At 70.7% G+C, this 18,887-nt stretch carries 14 protein-coding genes, 2 tRNA genes and 1 pseudogene; 13 read left to right on the top strand and 4 right to left on the bottom strand.

Going from position 1 to position 18,887, the window contains the following annotated elements; translation table 11 throughout:
* Positions 1–590 precede the first annotated feature (590 nt).
* Positions 591–3,140 (bottom strand): aminopeptidase N, encoded by a 2,550-nt coding sequence (gene pepN, locus QSK10_RS03210; RefSeq protein WP_285661055.1) that lies wholly within the window; start codon positions 3,138–3,140, stop codon positions 591–593.
* 149 nt (positions 3,141–3,289) lie between these two features.
* Here pepN and QSK10_RS03205 point away from each other — a divergent pair, with 149 nt between their 5' ends.
* From QSK10_RS03205 to QSK10_RS03185, 5 genes are all read left to right on the top strand, one after another.
* Positions 3,290–4,492: a DUF1015 family protein gene (locus QSK10_RS03205; protein ID WP_285662905.1), complete on the top strand. Its 1,203-nt coding sequence runs from the start codon at positions 3,290–3,292 to the stop codon at positions 4,490–4,492.
* Between the two features lie 5 nt (positions 4,493–4,497).
* Complete coding sequence (locus tag QSK10_RS03200) at positions 4,498–4,968, top strand: ribose-5-phosphate isomerase (protein WP_285661054.1); 471 nt, start codon at positions 4,498–4,500, stop codon at positions 4,966–4,968.
* A 29-nt stretch (positions 4,969–4,997) separates the two neighbouring features.
* Positions 4,998–5,669 carry a hypothetical protein gene (locus QSK10_RS03195; RefSeq protein WP_285661053.1) on the top strand — a complete coding sequence of 224 codons (672 nt, stop codon included), beginning with the start codon at positions 4,998–5,000 and terminating at the stop codon, positions 5,667–5,669.
* Positions 5,670–5,787: 118 nt separating this feature from the next.
* On the top strand, positions 5,788–6,297 hold the full coding sequence (gene pyrE, locus QSK10_RS03190; protein ID WP_285661052.1) for an orotate phosphoribosyltransferase: 510 nt from the start codon (positions 5,788–5,790) through the stop codon (positions 6,295–6,297).
* 52 nt (positions 6,298–6,349) lie between these two features.
* A tRNA-Gly gene (locus tag QSK10_RS03185) sits at positions 6,350–6,420 on the top strand.
* 66 nt (positions 6,421–6,486) lie between these two features.
* Here QSK10_RS03185 and QSK10_RS03180 read toward each other — a convergent pair.
* Complete coding sequence (locus QSK10_RS03180; protein WP_285661051.1) at positions 6,487–6,666, bottom strand: hypothetical protein; 180 nt, start codon at positions 6,664–6,666, stop codon at positions 6,487–6,489.
* A gap of 251 nt (positions 6,667–6,917) precedes the next feature.
* On the opposite strand from QSK10_RS03180, the gene QSK10_RS03175 reads away from it, so the two are divergent.
* The 5 genes from QSK10_RS03175 (at position 6,918) to clpX (ending at position 13,617) form a co-directional block, all read left to right on the top strand.
* Positions 6,918–6,994: transfer RNA gene (locus QSK10_RS03175), tRNA-Pro, on the top strand.
* Positions 6,995–7,043: 49 nt separating this feature from the next.
* Positions 7,044–8,564: a trigger factor gene (tig, locus tag QSK10_RS03170; protein ID WP_285661050.1), complete on the top strand. Its 1,521-nt coding sequence runs from the start codon at positions 7,044–7,046 to the stop codon at positions 8,562–8,564.
* Between the two features lie 2,307 nt (positions 8,565–10,871).
* Positions 10,872–11,492, top strand: coding sequence for a ClpP family protease (locus QSK10_RS03165; RefSeq protein WP_285661049.1), 621 nt, complete (start codon positions 10,872–10,874; stop codon positions 11,490–11,492).
* Positions 11,493–11,532: 40 nt separating this feature from the next.
* Positions 11,533–12,183 (top strand): ATP-dependent Clp protease proteolytic subunit, encoded by a 651-nt coding sequence (locus QSK10_RS03160; RefSeq protein WP_285662904.1) that lies wholly within the window; start codon positions 11,533–11,535, stop codon positions 12,181–12,183.
* Between the two features lie 150 nt (positions 12,184–12,333).
* A complete protein-coding gene (clpX, locus tag QSK10_RS03155; RefSeq protein WP_285661048.1) occupies positions 12,334–13,617 on the top strand; it encodes an ATP-dependent Clp protease ATP-binding subunit ClpX in 1,284 nt (427 codons plus the stop codon).
* An 82-nt stretch (positions 13,618–13,699) separates the two neighbouring features.
* On the opposite strand, the gene QSK10_RS03150 is transcribed toward clpX, so the two are convergent.
* Positions 13,700–14,563: a GNAT family N-acetyltransferase gene (locus tag QSK10_RS03150; protein ID WP_285661047.1), complete on the bottom strand. Its 864-nt coding sequence runs from the start codon at positions 14,561–14,563 to the stop codon at positions 13,700–13,702.
* A gap of 31 nt (positions 14,564–14,594) precedes the next feature.
* On the bottom strand, positions 14,595–15,314 hold the full coding sequence (locus QSK10_RS03145) for a TetR/AcrR family transcriptional regulator (protein WP_285661046.1): 720 nt from the start codon (positions 15,312–15,314) through the stop codon (positions 14,595–14,597).
* Between the two features lie 134 nt (positions 15,315–15,448).
* Here QSK10_RS03145 and QSK10_RS03140 point away from each other — a divergent pair, with 134 nt between their 5' ends.
* From QSK10_RS03140 to QSK10_RS03130, 3 genes and pseudogenes are all read left to right on the top strand, one after another.
* Positions 15,449–16,897, top strand: coding sequence for a DHA2 family efflux MFS transporter permease subunit (locus QSK10_RS03140; protein ID WP_285661045.1), 1,449 nt, complete (start codon positions 15,449–15,451; stop codon positions 16,895–16,897).
* 99 nt (positions 16,898–16,996) lie between these two features.
* The gene (locus QSK10_RS03135; protein ID WP_285661044.1) at positions 16,997–17,893 is read left to right on the top strand and encodes a tetratricopeptide repeat protein; all 897 of its coding nucleotides are present in this window, start codon (positions 16,997–16,999) and stop codon (positions 17,891–17,893) included.
* A 13-nt stretch (positions 17,894–17,906) separates the two neighbouring features.
* A pseudogene (locus tag QSK10_RS03130) lies at positions 17,907–18,800 on the top strand (arginase family protein); the annotation flags it as partial.
* Positions 18,801–18,887 lie beyond the last annotated feature (87 nt).

Genomic DNA, 18,887 nt, shown 5'->3' with positions numbered 1-18,887 from the left:
CCACGCCACGCCACGCCACGCCACGCCACGCCACGCCACGCCACGCCACGCCACGCCACGCCACGCCACGCCACGCCACGCCACGCCACGCCACGCCACGCCACGCCACGCCACGCCACGCCACGCCACGCCAGTTTCGCTAGCACATGCGGCGGTCCGGGAGCAGCCGACCCCGCCTGGCCCGGAGGCGTTTCGCCTGGTGGTCGCGGCATTCGCGGCCCCGGGTTCGGCTGCTCACGGTGACCCGGTGGTCCGGGTGGCGGAACGGTTTCACGCGGCATCGCACCTGGCCGAGCCTCAGTGCCGGGCCGGGCTGGGCCGGGCTGAGCTGAGCTGAGCTGAGCTGAGCTGAGCCAGCATCCCCACCCCACGGGCGGGCCAAGCGGGCACACCACTCACCCGCGGCCACCTAGGCCGATCCCGCCGTCGGCTCTCCCCACGCTCGCCTTCACCCCGGCCCTCGTGCCGTCCGCACGGTCCCCGGTCCGGCCGCCCCAACCCCACCCAAGCGAAAGGGCGCCACCGGGAGGTGGCGCCCTTTCGCTTCTACCTACTTACCCACGTGCCCTGCCGTACTCCACCCGCTCCCGCTACGCCTGCGCGTCCCGCGCCCGCGCCGCCAGGGCGCGCGCGATGTCGTCGCGGCCTTCGGCCACGAAGCGGCGCATCATGTCGGGACGGGAGTCGTCCGTCAGCCACTCGTCGACGAGGGCGAGGGTCGCGTCGTCCACGTAGAGGCGGGGGAAGGCCATGGCGACGTACTCCATGGCGATGGTGGTGTTGCGCATGTTCCAGACCTCGGGGACCGAGTCGAGGAACTTCACCACGTACTCGGCGGTGAGCTCGCGCTGGTCGGCGTGCCAGAAGCCCGACAGGAGGGCGCGCTGCGCCCAGTTGGGCAGTTCGGCGTCGGCGGCGAGGCGGGCCCAGACGGCGGCCTTGGAGTCGGCGTCGGGGATCGCGGCGCCGGCGGTGGCGGCCTTGCGCTGGCCGTCGGCGGTGTTGTCGCGCTCCAGTTCGGCGTCGACGTCGGCCTGGGACAGGGCACCGACACCGGCGAGGCCGATGACGATGTGCCAGCGCAGGTCGGTGTCGACGGTGAGGCCGTCGGGGACGGCGGCGCCGTCGAGCCAGCCCTTGACGAGGGTGACGTCGGCTTCGTCGCGGGCGAGGTCGGTGAAGGCCTTCGTCCACTGGAGCTGGAAGCCCGAACCCGGCTCGGCGGCCAGCATCGCCTCGCGGGCGGCGGTGGCGGCGATGGCGCGCAGGGCGGGGGCGTTCTCGGGGGTCGCGTACAGGTTGATCGCGGCGCCGAGGTTGCGGAGCAGGGCGGTGACGATGTTGATGTCCCGCTCGGCCGGCAGGCCCGTGGCGATGAGCTTCACGAAGTCGCTCGCCGACATCTCGGCGTCGCGGACCATGTCGAAGGCCGCCGTCCAGATCAGCGCGCGCGGCAGCGAGGACTCGAAGGCCGCGACGTGGTCGACGACGGTGGCCAGCGAGTGCTCGTCCAGGCGGATCTTGGCGTAGGTGAGGTCCTCGTCGTTCAGCAGCAGCACGTCGGGGCGGCGGACGCCCGTCAGCTGCGGGACGCCGGTGAGCTCACCGGCGACGTCCAGCTCGATCGCCTCGCGGCGGACCAGCTTGCCGTCGACCAGGTCGTACAGGCCGACGCCGATGCGGTGCGTGCGCAGCGTCGGGTGCTCGGCGGGCGCCTCCTGGCGGATCGCCACGGAGGTGTAGTTGCCGTCACCGTCGACCTCGACGACCGGGCGCAGGGTGTTGACCTGGACGGTCTCCAGCCACTGGGCGGCCCAGTCGCGCAGCTCACGGCCGGAGGCCGCCTCCAGCGCCGACAGCAGGTCGGAGAAGGTCGCGTTGCCCCACTGGTGCTTCTCGAAGTACGCGCGAAGACCGGCCAGGAACGGGTCGATGCCGACGTAGGCGACCAGCTGCTTCAGGATCGAGGCGCCCTTGGCGTAGGTGATGCCGTCGAAGTTCGCGGCCACCGCCTCCAGGTCGGGCATGTCCGCGTAGACCGGGTGCGTCGAGGACATCTGGTCCTGCCGGTAACCCCACGTCTTGCGCATCGCCAGGAACGTCGTCCACGCCTCGGTGTAACGCGTCGCCTCGACGTTGGCCCAGTGCGAGGCCCAGTCGGCGAAGGACTCGTTCAGCCACAGGTCGTCCCACCAGCGCATCGTCACCAGGTCGCCGAACCACATGTGCGCCATCTCGTGCAGGATGACGTTGGCGCGCTGCTCCAGCTCGAAGTCGGTGACCTGCGAACGGAACAGGTAGGACGCCTCGGCGATGGTCACACAGCCGTAGTTCTCCATCGCGCCCATGTTGTACTCGGGCGCGAAGACCTGGTCGTACTTCGGCAGCGGGTACTTCACGCCGAACTTGCCGTTGAAGTGGTCGAAACCCTGGCGGGTGATCTCGAACACGCCCTCGGCGTCAAGGTACTGCTTCATCGACTGCCGGCAGTACAGGCCAAGCCCGATGCCGTCGTGCTCGTCCAGGACCTCGTGGTACGGACCGGCGCAAAGGGCGTACAGGTAGGTGCTCATCCGCGGCGCGGTCTCGAAGTGCACGACCTTGGCCTTGTCGAACTCGCGGTCCAGCGGCTCCTCGGAGGCCACCGGCATGTTCGAAATACCGCGCCAGTGCTCGGGCACCGTCACGTGCAGGACGAACTCCGCCTTCAGGTCCGGCTGGTCGAAGCAGGCGAACATGCGCTGCGCGTCGGCCACCTCGAACTGCGAGTACAGGTACGCCTCACCGTCGACGGCGTCGACCATGCGGTGCAGACCCTGCCCGGCGTGGTTGTAAAGGCAGTCGGCCTCGATGACCAGGGTGTTCTCCGCGGCCAGCCCGACCAGGGCCAGACCCGTCTCCGGGGAGTAGCCGGCGGTGTCGACCGCCTCGCCGTTCAGGGTCGCGTACCGGATGTGCTCGGCGGCGAGGTCGATGGACGTGCTCGCGCCGGGCTCGGAACAGCTGAACGACACCGTGGTCTTCGACACGAACGTCTTGTCACCGACGGTCAGGTCCAGCGCCACGTCATAGGAGGCCACCTCAAGGATGCGAGCGCGCTCGGCGGCCTCGGTTTGCTTCAGGATGCGGGTACCCGCCACGGTGCGACTCCCTCGTGAGGTTGATGGTCCCCGCGAGTCTGACACGATCGCTCACGGAGCGGACATCGGACGGCGGGTCTGTGTGCGATCGGCTCCGCTCCGACACCGCGCGGGGTCGCCGGGGGTGTGACCTATACCCTCGGGTCGTGATTCGAGCAGCTCATGCCATCAGCGCCGCCTGGCTGTCCACCACGGGTGACACCGGCGCGCAGAACTACGACGAGTTCGCCAACGACGCCGAAATCACTGACATCATCAGGGCCAATCCCGCCTCCGCGCTCGCCGTCGAGATGCCGCACCTGACGCCGGAATCCCTGGCCGCGGGCCTGGACTTCGCGCAGTCCCTCCCCATGGCCGCCGAGCGCCTCGCCGCCGTCCGCGCCGCCGGGAAGTACACCCGCCACGAGGACGTGGTGGTCGTCTACCGCATCTCCGATTCCACCCATACGGCGTACGGCCTGTGGGCGATGGTCGACACCGACCAGATCTCCACCTCCGCCGACGAGCCGGGCCTGGTCATCCGCAACGAGGACGTCTTCATCGAGAAGGTCCGCCAGCGCGCGGCCCTCACCGCGCAGCTCGGCACGCTGCTGTCGCCGGTCCTGCTCATGCAGACCGGGACCGGCAAGGAGCTCCAGGACGCGCTCGCCGAGCTGTCGGCGACGCTGGGCGAGCCCTCGGCGTCCGATGTGGACCCGCAGGGCCGCCGCCACGAGATCTGGCCGGTCGCCGGTCCCGAGGCGGAGTCGCTGCTGGTGCTGGCCTCCGGCGGGGACCTCATCGTCGCCGACGGCAACCACCGCAGCCTCGCCGCGCAGATCGGTGAGCTGCCGCGCTTCCTGGCCGTCATCACCACGCCGGAGTCGGTCGCGATCCAGCCGTACCACCGTCTGGTGCGGGACATGCCGCTGCCGTTCGACATGCTCCTGGCCGCTCTGGAGGGCGCCGGGTCGGCGGTGACCGAGGTCGACGGCCCGGCGGCGACGCCCGCGTCCGGTGGCACGATCCGCCTCTACGTCGCCGGGCGGCACGTGGACGTGGAACTGCCCGACGCCGACGGCACCACGGTGGACCGGCTCGACCACGCCGTCGTGGAGAACCTGCTGTTCCGCGCGGCCCTCGACCTCGACCCCGGCGATAAGCGCATCACCTACGTCGGCGGCGACTACCCGCCCGCGTGGCTGCAGGGTGAGGTGGACGCCGGTCGCGCCGACCTGGCCGTCCTCATCCCGCCGGTCACCGTCGAGGACTTCATCGCGGTCAACCTCGGCCGCCTGAAGATGCCCCGCAAGAGCACCTGGTTCACTCCGAAGGCCCGTGCCGGGCTCGTCTCGGCCCAACTGGAAGACTGATCGACATGCGCGTCTACCTCGGCTCCGACCATGCCGGATACGAATTCAAAGAGCACCTCGCCAAGCACCTGACCGAGCAGGGGCACGACGTCGTCGACGTCGGCCCGCACGCCTATGACGCCGAGGACGACTACCCGCCGTTCTGCCTGGCGACGGCGGCGAAGGTCGTCGCCGACCCCGGCAGCCTCGGTGTGGTGATCGGCGGATCCGGCAACGGCGAGCAGATCGCCGCCAACAAGGTCGCCGGCACCCGCGCGGCCCTGGCCTGGAACGAGGAGACCGCGCGCCTGGCCCGTCAGCACAATGACGCCAACATCGTGTCGGTCGGCGCCCGCATGCACGACACGGCCACCGCCACGTCGATCGTGGACGCGTTCCTGGCCGAGCCGTTCTCCGGTGTCGACCGTCACAGCCGCCGCATCGCGCAGCTGGCCGAGTACGAGCGGACCCGGGAGCTACCGGCGCTGCCCGGCTAACCTGGATTAAAGGCGGAGAGGGAGGGGTCATGCGGCGCGACTCAGGTGAATGGCAACCGACCAAGCGCATGGCCCGCCCTCCACATGAGACGGAGGACGCCGCCCGCACGCGGCGGATCGTCCCCGAGCCCCCCACGACGCACCGCATGGACGGGCCGACCGAGCCCGTCCGGCGCCAGGGGGAGAGGTACGACGCCCCGACGCAGCCGGTGAGCAGTGTCCCCACCTCGCCCGCGCCGTCGATGCGCGGCCGGGCCTCGGTCCCCGCGCAGCGCACGTCCTACGCGCAGCCCGAGGAGTACGACACCCTCGCCGAGCGGCCCCTGCGTCCCGGCACGCCCTGGTTCGGGCCCGACAGCCGCCTCGGCGGTCGCGGCGCCCGGCGCGGCCTCGAACTGTCCATCGCCGGCGGCCTGTTCGCGCTGATCGGCTGGGGCGCCTGGGCCCTGGACAACCAGGCCGGGTCGTTCATCACCCAGCTGGTCCTCTTCGTCACCGTCATCGCCGTGTCGGCCGGTGTGTTCTTCGCCGCGCGCCTGGCGGGATACCTCTTCTACGAGAAGCTCTTCCGGCGCAAGCGGCACACCGCGCGCCTGGCGCACCTGCTGACCGCCGCGTTCCTCATCGTGTGCGGCGTGAAGTACCTGCAGAACGTCAAGGTCATCGCCGAGGGCATCGCCTGGATCCAGTCCCTGTTCTAGCCCTCACGGCCGCCCGGACGCGGGCTCGGCGGCGCGTATGATCCCTGCCGTCTCCCTGTACGGACCCCTGCACCGGAGGAATGACGTTGCACACCCCCGCACCCCCGCCGGAGGCCTGATGGCGAACCTGGCATCGCGCATCCGCGCGCGCTCGCACCTGACCGGCACCTTCACGCTCCGCTCGGGCGCGACCTCGACGGAGTACTTCGACAAGTACCTCTTCGAGTCCGACCCGGTGCTGCTCGACGAGATCGCCCAGACCCTCATGCCGCTCGTCCCGTCCGACGTGGACGCCCTGGCCGGCCTGGAACTCGGCGGCATCCCCCTCGCGGTGGCGCTGTCCCTGCGCACCGGACTGCCGATGCGGTTCGTGCGCAAGGAGGCCAAGACCTACGGCACCTGCCGCCTGGCCGAGGGCGGCCGCGTCGACGCCGTCCGCCTGCTGATCGTGGAGGACGTCGTCTCCACCGGCGGCGCCATCCTCGACGCCGTGGCCGAGCTGCGCGCGTCCGGCGCGACCGTGAAGAAGGCCCTCTGCGTCCTCGACCGCGAAACCGGCGGACCCGAGAAGCTCGCCGAGGCCGGGATCCAGCTCACCGCGCTGTACCGGATGTCGGAGCTGACCTGAGCGGTAACCCGCTCGCGAGGGCGCGACGCGACCGGATAGTCTGGTACGGCTCGCGGGCGTAGCTCAATGGTAGAGCCTCAGTCTTCCAAACTGATTACGCGAGTTCGATTCTCGTCGCCCGCTCCGATGCGAACCCCCGGCCCCGGCCGGGGGTTCGCTGTTTTCGCGGACGGTGCCGCCCGGATCGGCCTACTTCTTCTTCGAACAGGTGAGCACGATGAGCGCGTCGGCGGCGACCTTGTCGCCGGCCGGGTGGGACTGCTCGACCACCTTCCAGTTGGCGGCCATGATCACCACGGTGTCGTTCTCATCGGCCGAGCCCAGGCTGGGGCGCCTCGGCGGTGGGGGAGTGAATTGGGGCTCGGTCATGAGTGGGCCTTCTGTGGGGTTGGGCACTGGTGAACCGCCCGGTCCGGGCGGAAGCGCGACCGTAATACGACATTCACCGGGATCGCGGTATTGACGCCCGATGACCGCACCATCGGGCAACCGCCGTCCGCCACGCCTGTCAGCCCCGAATACCCCTCCCGCCGATTACCCGATCGGCCCCATCGCGCCCGTGTTGTACGCTACGGAGCAGCCGACTGCCCACCACGGCGGTCCGTGCGGGGCGCGGTTTACGGGACGTGGCGCAGCTTGGTAGCGCACCCGCTTTGGGAGCGGGGGGTCGCAGGTTCAAATCCTGTCGTCCCGACCAGGAAGGTCGACGCGGGCGGTCGAAGCCGACCTCACAGGTGGCATCGGTCATGCTCGGTGGGGGAGCGCATTCTGGGTGGCCTAGACTCGGGCGGGGCCTCGTGCTCCCCGACGGCCGCCACGCGCCGCCCCCGAGCACCACAAACCATGCCACGTACCAAGGAGTCACGCCTGTGAAGAGCACCGTAGAAAGCCTGAGCGACACTCGGGTTCGACTCTCCGTCGAGGTGCCTTTTGAGGAGCTTGAGCCGCAGCTGCGTCAGGCGTACAAGAAGATCGGCGCTCAGGTCCGCATCCCCGGCTTCCGCCCGGGCAAGGCGCCGGCGCGCATCATCGACCAGCGGGTCGGCCGCGGCGCGGTGCTCGCCGAGGCGATCGACGCGGCGCTGCCCGAGCAGTACGTCGCCGCGCTGACCGAGCACGACATCAAGGCCCTGGGGCGGCCCACGATCGAGCCCGGCGAGATCGCCGACGGCAAGCCGCTCACCTTCACCGCCGAGGTCGACGTCGTCCCGGACTTCGAGCTGCCGGACCCGTCCACGCTCACCGTCACCGTCGACGAGATCACCGTCGAGGACAGTGAGATCGACGAGCAGCTCCAGAACCTCCGCACCCGCTTCGGCACCCTCAAGGGCGTCGACCGCGCCGTCCAGGACGGCGACTTCCTGTCGCTCGACCTGAAGGCCACCGTCGACGGCGAAGAGGTCGAGGGCGGATCGGCCGACGGCATCTCCTTCGAGGTCGGCAGCGAGAGCCTCCTCGACGGCCTGGACGCGGCGGTCGTCGGCCTCAGCGCCGGCGAGACCACCACCTTCACCACCAAGCTCGTCGGCGGCGAGCACGCCGGCCGCGACTCGCTGGTCGAGGTCAAGGTCAACTCCGTCAAGGAGCGCGAGCTCCCCGAGCTCGACGACGACTTCGCGACCCTCGCCTCCGAGCACGACACGCTGGACGAGCTGCGCGCCGACCTCCGGGGCAACCTGGAGAACCGCGCCCAGGCCCTGCGCGCCGAGCAGATCCGCGTCAAGACCGCCGAGGCCCTCGTCGAGGCCACCGGCATCCCGACCCCCGAAGGCGTCGTCGCCGAAGAGGTCGAACACAACAAGGGCCACCTGCTGGAGCAGCTCGGCCAGATCAACACCAGCCTTGAGGACTTCCTGGCCCGCCAGGACAAGACCGTCGAGGAGTTCGACGCCGAGCTCGCCGAGCAGGCGTCCACGGCCCTGCGCAACCAGCTCGTCCTGGACAAGCTCGCCGAGCAGCAGGAGACGGAGGTCTCCGACCAGGAGCTCACCTTCGCCGTCGTGCAGCGCGCGCAGCGCCAGGGCGTCCCGCAGAACCAGCTCCAGCAGTACGCCGACCAGCTGATGCGCAACGGCCAGCTGCGCAGCATCGTCGCCGACCTGCGCCGCTCCAAGGCGCTGGAGTCGGTCGTCGAGGCCGCCACCATCACCGACACCGCCGGCTTCACCCTCGGTGAGGACGAGCTCTTCCCCGGCCGCCGCGAGGCCCGCGAGGCGCAGGCCGCCGCCGAGGCCGCCGACGCCGACAAGGGCGAGGGCGAGGAGTAGCCGCGCGCCGCTCACGGCGGCGCGTTGGCGTGAGGACCGCGCACCCGATGGGTGCGCGGTCTTTTTGCTGCCCGGGGTGAACCGGATCAGTGGGGGGGGGGGTCGGTTGGGGGTGGTGGGCGTGAAGTCGGAAATGTCGTACCCGGGTTTTAGGTTTTGGGGACGGGCGTGGCCATCCGGAGGGCGCGGCCGGGAGAGAGGTGTCGAGGGGACTCGGGGGGACTCGGGGCCGAGGGGGTGGGGGAGTTCGGGGTGGCCCGAAGTCGGGTTGGAGCTGATCGGGAAGGGGGAGATGCGAAGGGGGATGTGACCGCCGGATGACCGCCGCGTGATGTGCCGAAGGTGGGCCGCGGCCCACGGATGCAGGTGCACTGGCCGCAGGGAGATATGGGTGGCCAGAGGTGTGCCGGGGCGGACCGGTGGCGCCTGGTGGCGCCTGGTGGTGGCGGTTGGTTCCGGTTGGTGCTGATGAGGCGCCGGGGCAACGTGGTCCGGTTCGAGCTGGCCTGGTTCGAGCTGGTCCGGTTCGAGGCGACCGGTGGCCTGCCCCGCGAGGGCGCCGGGCACAGGCGCACGGACGCTGGAGCGGTGCCGGTCACCGGGGTCGCCTGGACCTGCCGCCCGACCATGGCCGCGGCTGGCGCGGGGCACTCGGGGACGCCGGTACCGGTGCCGGGGTCGGGGTCGGTGTGGGCTGCGGCCTGCCCTGCGGGTGAGGCGGGCACGGTCGCGGGAGGGCACGGCCACCGAGAGCACGGTCGCGGGAGAGCCCGGCCGCTGAGAGCACGGCTACTGAGAGCCCGGTCGCTGGAGAGGTGGTGGTTGCCGGGTTCGTCTCTGACTGGCCACCCACTCTTTGGCCGCGCCGGGACGGCCGAGCTGGAGGTGGCGGTCGCGGGGTTCGCCGCTGACTTGCCACCCGCCCTTGGGCCGCGCTGGGCATGGCCGACTCACAGGTGGCGGCCGGGTACGGCCAGGGTTTGCCGTGCCTGCCGTCGGCTATCTGTCGCGCGGGTGTGGCGGGCACGGGCCACCGAGGGTGGATAGAGGCCACCGAGAGGTGACGAGGCTGAGACCGCGGTGGTGGGTGAGGGGGTGCCGGCTGGTGCCGGTGGGATGAGGAGCGCCGGTTGGTGCTGGCGGGGCACCGTGTCGGGTGGCCGGGTTTCGGCCTGGCTCGCCGCGTGCCTCGCATCGACCAACTGCGTGTCCCGCCAGGGCTCGCGGCCTGCCTCGCGGCGACCGGCCGCCTGCCTGCCCGCCTATGGCTCGCGGTCTGCCTCGCGGCGATTGGCCGACCGCCTGCTCGCCTAGGGCCGCGACCTGCCTCGCGGCGACCAACTGGGTGTCCCGCCGGGGCTCGCGGTCTGCCTCGCGGCGACCGCCTGCCTGCCCGCCCATGATTCGTGGCCTGCCTCGGCTGGCAGCCTGCATGTCCGCTCGCGAGCTGGCGACGGGGGTGCTCAAGCGGGGCCGCTGCCTGGCACGCGGCGCCTGTGGCCTGCCACTGGCCGCCCGCCGCCATGCGTGGGCTCGTCGGTCGCGGTGGCCGCCCGGGGCGTTGCCCTGGGGCGGGCACGTCTGGGTGTCGTGCCTTGTGGGGATGGGTGGAGCCGTGGATGTGAGGTGATGCGGTCTGTGCCTGTCCTCGGGCCGGGCCGGGCTGGGCTGGGGCGTGCGGTGCCGTGCCGGGTGGAGGCGGTGGCCGTGGCGCTGGGGTTCGTTGGTGCCGGGGGCAGGCCTGGGCGGCTGGTGCTGGCGCGGGCGGGTGCCGGGTGCCGGGTGCCGGGTGCTCGATCGTGTCGCGCTGAGGCTTGGTCACACGGTCGGGCGGCACGGTCGGGCGGCACGGTCGTGTGGCTCGGTCGGGTGGTGGGGAGTCCCGGCGTCTCACGTCACCCGGTCCACTCACGTCACCCGGTCCACCCGGTCCACCCGGTCCACCTTCCCTCCGTCGCCCACCCTTCTCGCGCTCGCCGCCCGCCCGCCGTGTCTCCGCGTCCTCCCACCCGCCGGGGCCAGGCCCGGGCTCAGGCACGGGCACGAGCGCGGCCTGTGTGGCCCGTGGTGCACCCCCCGCTCTCTGACGCGGTTCAGGTCGCCCGTTCGTGGCGTGTCGCGGCGCGCCGGTGAGGTGGGGCCGGGTGGGGCGCGGGGGTGGGTGGTTTCCCTTGCGGTCGGCGGTATTCCCGGTGCGGGTTCAACTGCGCTGTCAGCGAACAAAGCCCGGCCAGGGCCGGTTTTGGCGACGCCACCGACTAGGGTCGCTATGCGACTAGGCATCAACCACGGACCTGAGAGGGCGTCATGAGCGATCTGACCATCCCGAACGCGGCGATCGTCGCCCGCGCCGCCGAGACCGGTAGTCTCGACGACCGGGTTTTCGACCGTCTGCTCAAGGAGCGCATCATCTTCCTCGGCAGTGAGGTGAACGACGAGGTCGCCAACCGGCTCTGCGCGCAGTTGCTGCTCCTCGCCGCCGAGGACCCCGAGCGGGACATCCAGCTCTACATCAACTCGCCGGGCGGGTCCGTTTACGCCGGTATGGCCATCTACGACACCATGCAGTTCATCCCGAACGACGTCGCGACCCTGGCCATGGGCATGGCGGCTTCGATGGGGCAGCTGCTGCTGTGCGCGGGTACGCCCGGTAAGCGGGCCGCGCTGCCGCACACTCGTGTGATGATGCACCAGCCGTCGGGTGGAATCGGCGGTACGGCGTCGGACGTGGCCATCCTGGCCGAGCAGATGCTGTACACCAAGAAGATGTTCCAGGAGCGGGTCGCCCACCACACGGGGCGCACGATGGAGGAGATCGAGTCCGACTCCGACCGCGACCGCTGGTTCACGGCCGCCGAGGCCAGGGACTACGGCTTCATCGACCACGTCGTCACGGGTGCCGCGCAGCTGCGGGCCAACAACGGGTAGTAGGGGATAGATCAAGGTGTCTGATTTTCACAACCTGCACATGGCCGTGACCGGTACGGCCGGGGCTCCGGTGCACAACCGGTACATCATCCCCTCCTACGTGGAGAAGACGTCCTACGGCGTCAAGGAGATGAACCCGTACAACAAGATGTTCGAGGACCGCATCATCTTCCTCGGCAGCCCGGTCGACGACACCTCGGCGAACGACATCATGGCCCAGCTGATCGTGCTGGAGGGGACCGACCCCGATCGCGAGATCACCATGTACATCAACTCGCCCGGTGGGTCGATCACCGCCCTCATGGCCATCTACGACACGATGCAGTACGTCCGTCCGGACATCCGCACCGTGTGCATGGGGCAGGCGGCCAGCGCCGCCGCGGTGCTGCTCGCGGCGGGTACGCCCGGCAAGCGCATCGCGCTGCCGAACTCGCGCATCATCATCCACCAGCCGGCCACCGAGGGCACCTACGGCCAGGCCTCCGACATGGAGATCCAGGCCCGCGAGATCCTCCGGATGCGCAAGCAGCTGGAAGTCGTCCTCGCCCGCCACACCGGCAAGACGCAGGACGCCATCCGCAAGGACATCGAGCGGGACAAGATCTTCACGGCGGAGGACGCCAAGGAGTACGGTCTCATCGACAGCGTTCTCACGTCGCGGAAGAAGAATCAGGTCGCCCCGGCGAGCTAAGCTCATCCGCCGGGGCGTTGAGAATCTCCTTCGCCCCGGCGGTGGCCGCAAATGCGGTCGATCACGCGCCGACCGGGTACGGTCAAACAGGAGCGGACAGGCGACGCCGGGTGAGCCCAAGCCCGGTGCTTGAGACGGCAGGAGTTCCAGGTGGCACCTCGCATCGGTGAAAGCGAGCTACTGAAGTGCTCCTTCTGCGGCAAGTCCCAGAAGCAGGTCAAGAAGCTCATCGCAGGGCCAGGGGTGTACATCTGCGACGAGTGCATCGATCTCTGTAACGAGATCATCGAGGAAGAACTCGCCGAGGCCGGCGAGGTCAAGTGGGAGCAGCTGCCCAAGCCCAAGGAGATCGTGGAGTTCCTCGACCAGTACGTCGTCGGTCAGGAACACGCCAAACGGTCCCTCGCGGTGGCGGTCTACAACCACTACAAGCGCATCCAGGTCGAAGGCTCCCGCAATGACTCGGGCGTGGAGCTGGCCAAGTCGAACATCATGATGATCGGCCCCACGGGCAGCGGCAAGACGCACCTGGCGCAGACCCTGGCGCGCATGCTGAACGTCCCGTTCGCCATCGCCGACGCCACGGCCCTCACGGAGGCCGGTTACGTCGGCGAGGACGTGGAGAACATCCTCCTGAAGCTCATCCAGGCCGCCGACTACGACGTCAAGCGCGCCGAGACGGGCATCATCTACATCGACGAGATCGACAAGGCCGCCCGCAAGAGCGAGAACCCGTCGATCACCCGCGACGTCTCCGGTGAGGGTGTGCAGCAGGCGCTGCTGAAGATCCTTGAGGGCACCGTCGCCTCGGTCCCGCCGCAGGGCGGCCGCAAGCACCCGCACCAGGACTTCATCCAGATCGACACCACGAACATCCTGTTCATCTGCGGTGGCGCCTTCGCCGGTCTGGACCAGATCATCGACCAGCGCATCGGCAAGCGCACCATCGGCTTCGCCGCGCAGCTGCGCACGGTGGACGACATGTCCTCCGATGACATCTTCGGCGAGGTCATGCCCGAGGACCTGCTCAAGTTCGGGCTGATTCCGGAGTTCGTGGGCCGCCTGCCGGTCATGACGACGGTGAAGAACCTCGACAAGCAGGCGATGATCCAGATCCTCACCGAGCCCCGCAACGCGCTCACCAAGCAGTACCAGCGCCTGTTCGAGCTGGACGGCGTGGAGCTCGTCTTCGACGACGACGCCCTGGAGCCCATCGCCGACCAGGCGATGCTGCGCGGCACCGGCGCCCGGGGCCTGCGCGCGATCATGGAGGAGGTGCTGCTGCCGGTGATGTACGAGGTCCCCAGCCAGGCCGACGACGTGGCGCGCGTGGTCATCACCAAGGACGTGGTCCTGAAGAACGTGAACCCGACGATCGTGCCGCGCGACCGGATGGTCAAGCGGCCCCGGATCCGCCGGGAGAAGTCGGCCTGAAGCCGCTTCACCATAGTCTGAGAAAGTCGAGGAGCCCGGCCATCGGCCGGGCTCCTCGCCATTCGGGGCGCGGCGGCCGGAGTCAGTACCCGTACCGGTACTCCACGGCCTCGCCGTGGAGCTCGAAGCCGATCCGGCGGTAGAGCCGGTTGTTGGCCGGTTTGGCCGCGTCGGCGTAGAGCATCGCGAACTCCACCGCGGGCTCGGCCAGCAGCAGCGCGGCGAGGTGGGCGACGTTGGCCGCGGCGTAGCCGTGGCCGCGGTGCTCGGGCGGGGTGTAGACGGCGTTGATCCGGGACACGCCGAAGGCGGGCACCGTACGGCCCGCCACGGACACGATCCGGCCGGTGCGTTCCCACACCCACAGCAGGGGCGGATCGTGGGCGAGACGGCGTTCCAGGGCCGCCAGGCGGTCCTCGCGGGAGGCCGGGGGACCGTCGTCGGCGCGGATCTCGACGGCGAAGGCGGCCAGCCAGTCGACCACCGTCTCCAGGTCCTCCCTGGCGATCGGCCGGGCGTGGCCGGGGACGCCGGTGGGCGGGACGAGCTCGGTCGCGCGGTAGAGGTTCGAGGTGCGGACCAGGTGGGCCTTCGCGCCGGTGCGCGCGCTCCAGCGGGCGGTGAACCGCTCGGCGACCTCGCGCGGCCCACCGACGCCGGGCAGCTGCGGCAGCGCCCCGGCGAGGCCGTCGGCGAGCGCGACGGCGACGTCGGCGCTCAGCACGGGCACCAGTAGCGGGTGCGGGGGAGTCATGGCGGCCACGCCGGCCAGCCGGTCGCCGTCCACCACGCGCATCCAGCGCGCGCCGGGCTCCAGCGCGACGAGCCCGTCGGCCCGCGACTGGATCACGGTCGCGGCGACGTTGTTGCGGACGGGGTCGCCCCTCAGCCAGTGCACCGCGTCGGCGGCGAAGGCGGCCAGGTCGGTGTCGAAGTCCACGCGCATCGGGGCAGTCTCCCAGCCGGGACCGGGCATGTCATCCCCGATTCGCCTGCGCCAGCAGGCCCTGGATGAAGATCTCGATGGCCCGGTCGAAGCGGTCGTCGTTCAGCATGTTCCGCATCACCACCGGCCCGAGGCGGGACATGTTCGGGTAGAGCTCGGGGTCGAGGCGCTCGAAGTACTCGCGGACCTCGTCGACCATCGCCTGGCGCTCGGAGGGGCTGACGGAGTTCATCCGCTCCTCCCAGACCTGCTCCTCGTAGACGAAGCCCTCGATGAAGGTGGACATGAAGTCGCCCGCGCCCATGACGAGCTCCTCGGGCAGGCCGCCGGAGCGGAAGAAGGCCATGGTCCGTTCCAGCAGCGGCAGGGATTCGTCGCTGAAGGGGGTCTGCCCCATCGACACCCGGGCGAGGTCGCGGTGCGAGCGCAGGCCCGCGCGGGTGCTGCGGGCCCACAGGCGCAGGCGCTCGGTCCACTCCTCGCGGTCCTCGGTGGGCTCGGGGATGTAGGAGTCCAGGAAGGACCGCACCCACATCTGGTGCATGAGCGCGTCCTTGTTGGCCACGTGGGCGTACAGGGACGACACGGCCACGCCCAGCTCGGCGGCCACCGCGCGCATGGACAGCTTGTCGAACCCGTCGCGGTCGAGGACGGCGTAGGCCGCCTCGACGATCGTCGGGACCGACAGCCGCTCGCGCGGTGGTTTGTCGGCGCCGGTGGACAGCCAGGACATGGGTCGCTGCTTGCTCATGCCCCAAGCCTAGCCCCTTCGCCGAACACTGCACGGCAATCCGAACATTGTTCTTGACGACGAACACTGTTCGGGTGTAGAACAGTGTTCGTAGCTCACCGAACACTGTTCGCCCACATCATTGGAGTTCCGCGATGTCCGTCGCCGCAGAAGAGACCCGCGCACCGGAAACAGCACCCGCCCACCGCCTCCGCTGGGCCGCGCTCGCCGTCCTGCTGATCGCCGAGATCATGGACCTGCTCGACGGCACCATCGTCAATGTCGCCGGGCCCTCCATCCGCGAGGGCGTCGGCGGCGGCCTCTCCACCCTCCAGTGGGTCATGGCCGCCTACAGCCTCGCCCTCGCCGTCGGCCTCATGATCGGCGGACGCCTCGGCGACATCCTCGGCCGCAAACGCATGTTCATCATCGGCGCCGCCGGATTCACCGCCGCCTCCGCGCTCTGCGCCATCGCCCAGGGCCCCGCCACCCTCATCGGCGCGCGCCTCCTCCAGGGCCTGCTCGGCGCGATCATGATCCCGCAGGGCATGGGCCTCATCCGGCACATGTTCAAGGGCAAGGAGCTCGCCGCCGCCTTCGGCGTCTTCGGCCCCGCGATGGGCCTGGCCGCGATGGCCGGCCCCCTGCTGGGCGGCTGGCTCGTCGACGCCGACCTCTTCGGCACCGGCTGGCGCGCGATCTTCCTGATCAACCTCCCCCTCGGCCTCGCCGTCATCCTCGCCGGACTGAAGCTGCTGCCCGAGGCCAAGCTCCCCGACTCGCCCCGCCTCGACGTGCTCGGCGCGATCCTGGCCTCCGCCGGGGCCTTCCTCGCCGTCTACCCCCTCGTCCAGGGCCGCGAAGAGGACTGGCCCGCCTGGACCTGGATCTCGCTGGCCGCCTCCGTCGTCGTCTTCGCCCTCCTCGCCCTCCACCAGCGCCACCGCGTCACCAAGGGACGCGACCCGCTCATCGAGCCCGGCATCTTCCGCAGCCGCGCCTTCGTCTCCGGCGTCCTGGTCACCACCGTCTTCTTCGGCGCCATGATCGGCGTGATGCTGGTGTTCAACCTGTTCGCCCAGATGAGCCTCGGATTCGACGCCTTCGACGCCGGGCTCTCCCTGGCGCCCTGGTCGCTGGGCACCGCCCTCGGCGCCATCGCCGGAGGCGGACTCGCCGCCAAGGTCGGCCGCCCCGTCCTGCACGTCGGCCTGCTCGTCATGATCGGCGGGATGCTCCTGCTGTGGAACACCCTCGGGAACCTCCCCGCCGATCCCAGCCCGTGGACCTTCGCCCTCGGCACCGGAGTCTCCGGCATCGGCATGGGCATGGTCTTCGCGCCGCTGTTCTCCATCGTCCTCAACGCCGTCGGCGACCGCGAGATCGGCTCGGCCTCCGGCGTCCTCACCTCCATCCAGCAGTTCGGCGGAGCCGCCGGAGCCGCCGGCATCGGCACCCTGTTCTTCGAGCTCATCGGCCCCATGGACACCCCCTCCTACGTGCCCGCCGTACGCGACACCATGCTCGTCTGCGCCGCGCTCCTCGGCCTGGTCTTCCTGCTCGGATTCCTGCTGCCCCGCAAGGCCCGCGCCGACGTCCACTGACCCGCCCGGACCCGAGGCCGCCGACCCCGCGATGGGACGGCGGCCTCCTCGCGCGGGTCGCCCGCGACCTCACGCGCACGGCAATGCAAAACTTGACCCATGACGCAGCCGCACCCACGTGACTCGATCTTCACCCGCGGGGCCGTAGACCTCTCCGGACTGGGCACCCCCCGTCCCGCCCCGCCCGCCTCACGCCCCGCCCCCGCCCAGGGCGAGGGCGGCGGCGTCGCCGTCATCGACGTCACCGAGGCCACCTTCCAGAGCGAGGTCGCCGAGCGCTCCCGCACCACCCCCGTCGTCGTGGTCTTCTGGGTGCCGCAGGACCCGTCCTCCGCGCAGCTCGTCCCCGTCCTGGAAGCCCTCGCGGCCGAAGGCGGCGGCTCCTGGACCCTGGCCAAGGTCGACGTCAACGACGCCCAGCGGCTCGCCATGGAGGCCGGCATCCGCGTCGTCCCCACCGTCCTCGCCCTCTTCGGCGGCCAGACCGTGGACGCCTTCGAAGGCCCCCAGCCCGAAGCCGCCCTGCGCCCCTGGATCGACAGCCTCCTCAAGGCCGCCGGACTCGAAACCCCCGAGCAGCCCCTCGACCCCGCGCTCGCCGACGCCGAGGACAAGCTCGCCGACGGCGACTACGACGGCGCCGAGGCCGCCTACCGCCGCTTCCTGTCGGAGTACCCGGGCCACGCCGACGCCGAGGCCGGGCTCACCCAGGTCGGGCTGCTGCGCCGCACCGACGGCGCCGACCCCGCCGCCGCGATCGCCGCCGCCGACGCCGCGCCCGGCGACGTCGCCGCCCAGACCCTCGCCGCCGACCTGGAGGTCCTCACCGGCGACGCCGAGAACGCCTACGCCCGCCTCATCGCGCTCGTCTCCCGCACCGCCGGGCCCGACCGCGAAGCCGCCCGCAAGCACCTCGTCGAGCTGTTCGCCATCGCCGCCCCCGACGACCCGGCGGTCGCCAAGGCGCGCAGACAGCTCATGACCGTGCTGTTCTGACAGAGTGAGAGGCATGAGACAGCTCGCGGTGCTCGACGCGCCGTCGAACCTGGGGCTGCGGCCCCCCACGCCCACCGCGGTGCCCGGATGCGCGAAAGCGCCCGGCGCGCTGCGGGACCACGGGCTCGTCGGGCGGCTCGGCGCGCACGACGCGGGCTGTCTCACCGCGCCCCGCTACGACCCCGGCGACTGGAAACCCGGCGACGGCGTCTGCCACGCCGCCGAGATCGCCTGGTACTCCCGGCGCCTCGCCGACCGCGTCAACAACCTCATCGACGGCGGCTACCGCCCCCTCGTCCTGGGCGGCGACTGCTCCGTCCTGCTGGGCACCGCCCTGGCCATGCGCCGCCGCGCCAAACGCGACGGCGAACGCCACGGCCTGGTCTTCATCGACGGCCACTCCGACTACCGCCACCCCGGCAACTCGCCCTACGTCGGCGCCGCCGCCGGTGAGGACCTCGCGCTGGTCACCGGACGCGGGCAGCCCGACCTCACCGACATCGACGGGCTGCGCCCCTACGTCGCCGAGAGCGACGTCGCCGTCCTGGGCATCCGCGACTCCGACGACCACCGCGTCGAACTCACCGCCGCCGGGATCGCCTACCGGACCGTCCCGCAACTGCGCGCCGCCGGAGCCAACCGCACCGTCGAGTGGGTCGGGTCCCAACTCACGCAGGTGGACGGGTTCTGGTTGCACGTGGATGTCGATGTCCTCGATCCGTCAGTCATGCCGGCCGTCGACGGACCCGACCCGGGTGGCATCGCACACAGTGAGCTCGAACAGCTCATCAGGGAGCTGACCAGCGAAGACACCTGCCTCGGCCTGGAGGTCACGGTCTTCGACCCCGACTACGACCCGGACGGACGGCTGGCCGCCGACGTGGTGGACACAATTGTCCGGGCCCTCACCTGACCGGCCCGAGAAGGACGCGACGTAGGCTCAGTACCGGAGCGGTCCACGACGTTGTGGATCATCACTCGGACTGGAGACCCG

The organism is Actinorhabdospora filicis (genome assembly GCF_030269765.1).
GTDB classification, from domain to species: Bacteria; Actinomycetota; Actinomycetes; order Mycobacteriales; family Micromonosporaceae; genus Actinorhabdospora; species Actinorhabdospora filicis.
This window is presented reverse-complemented; position numbering and strand designations above follow the sequence as displayed.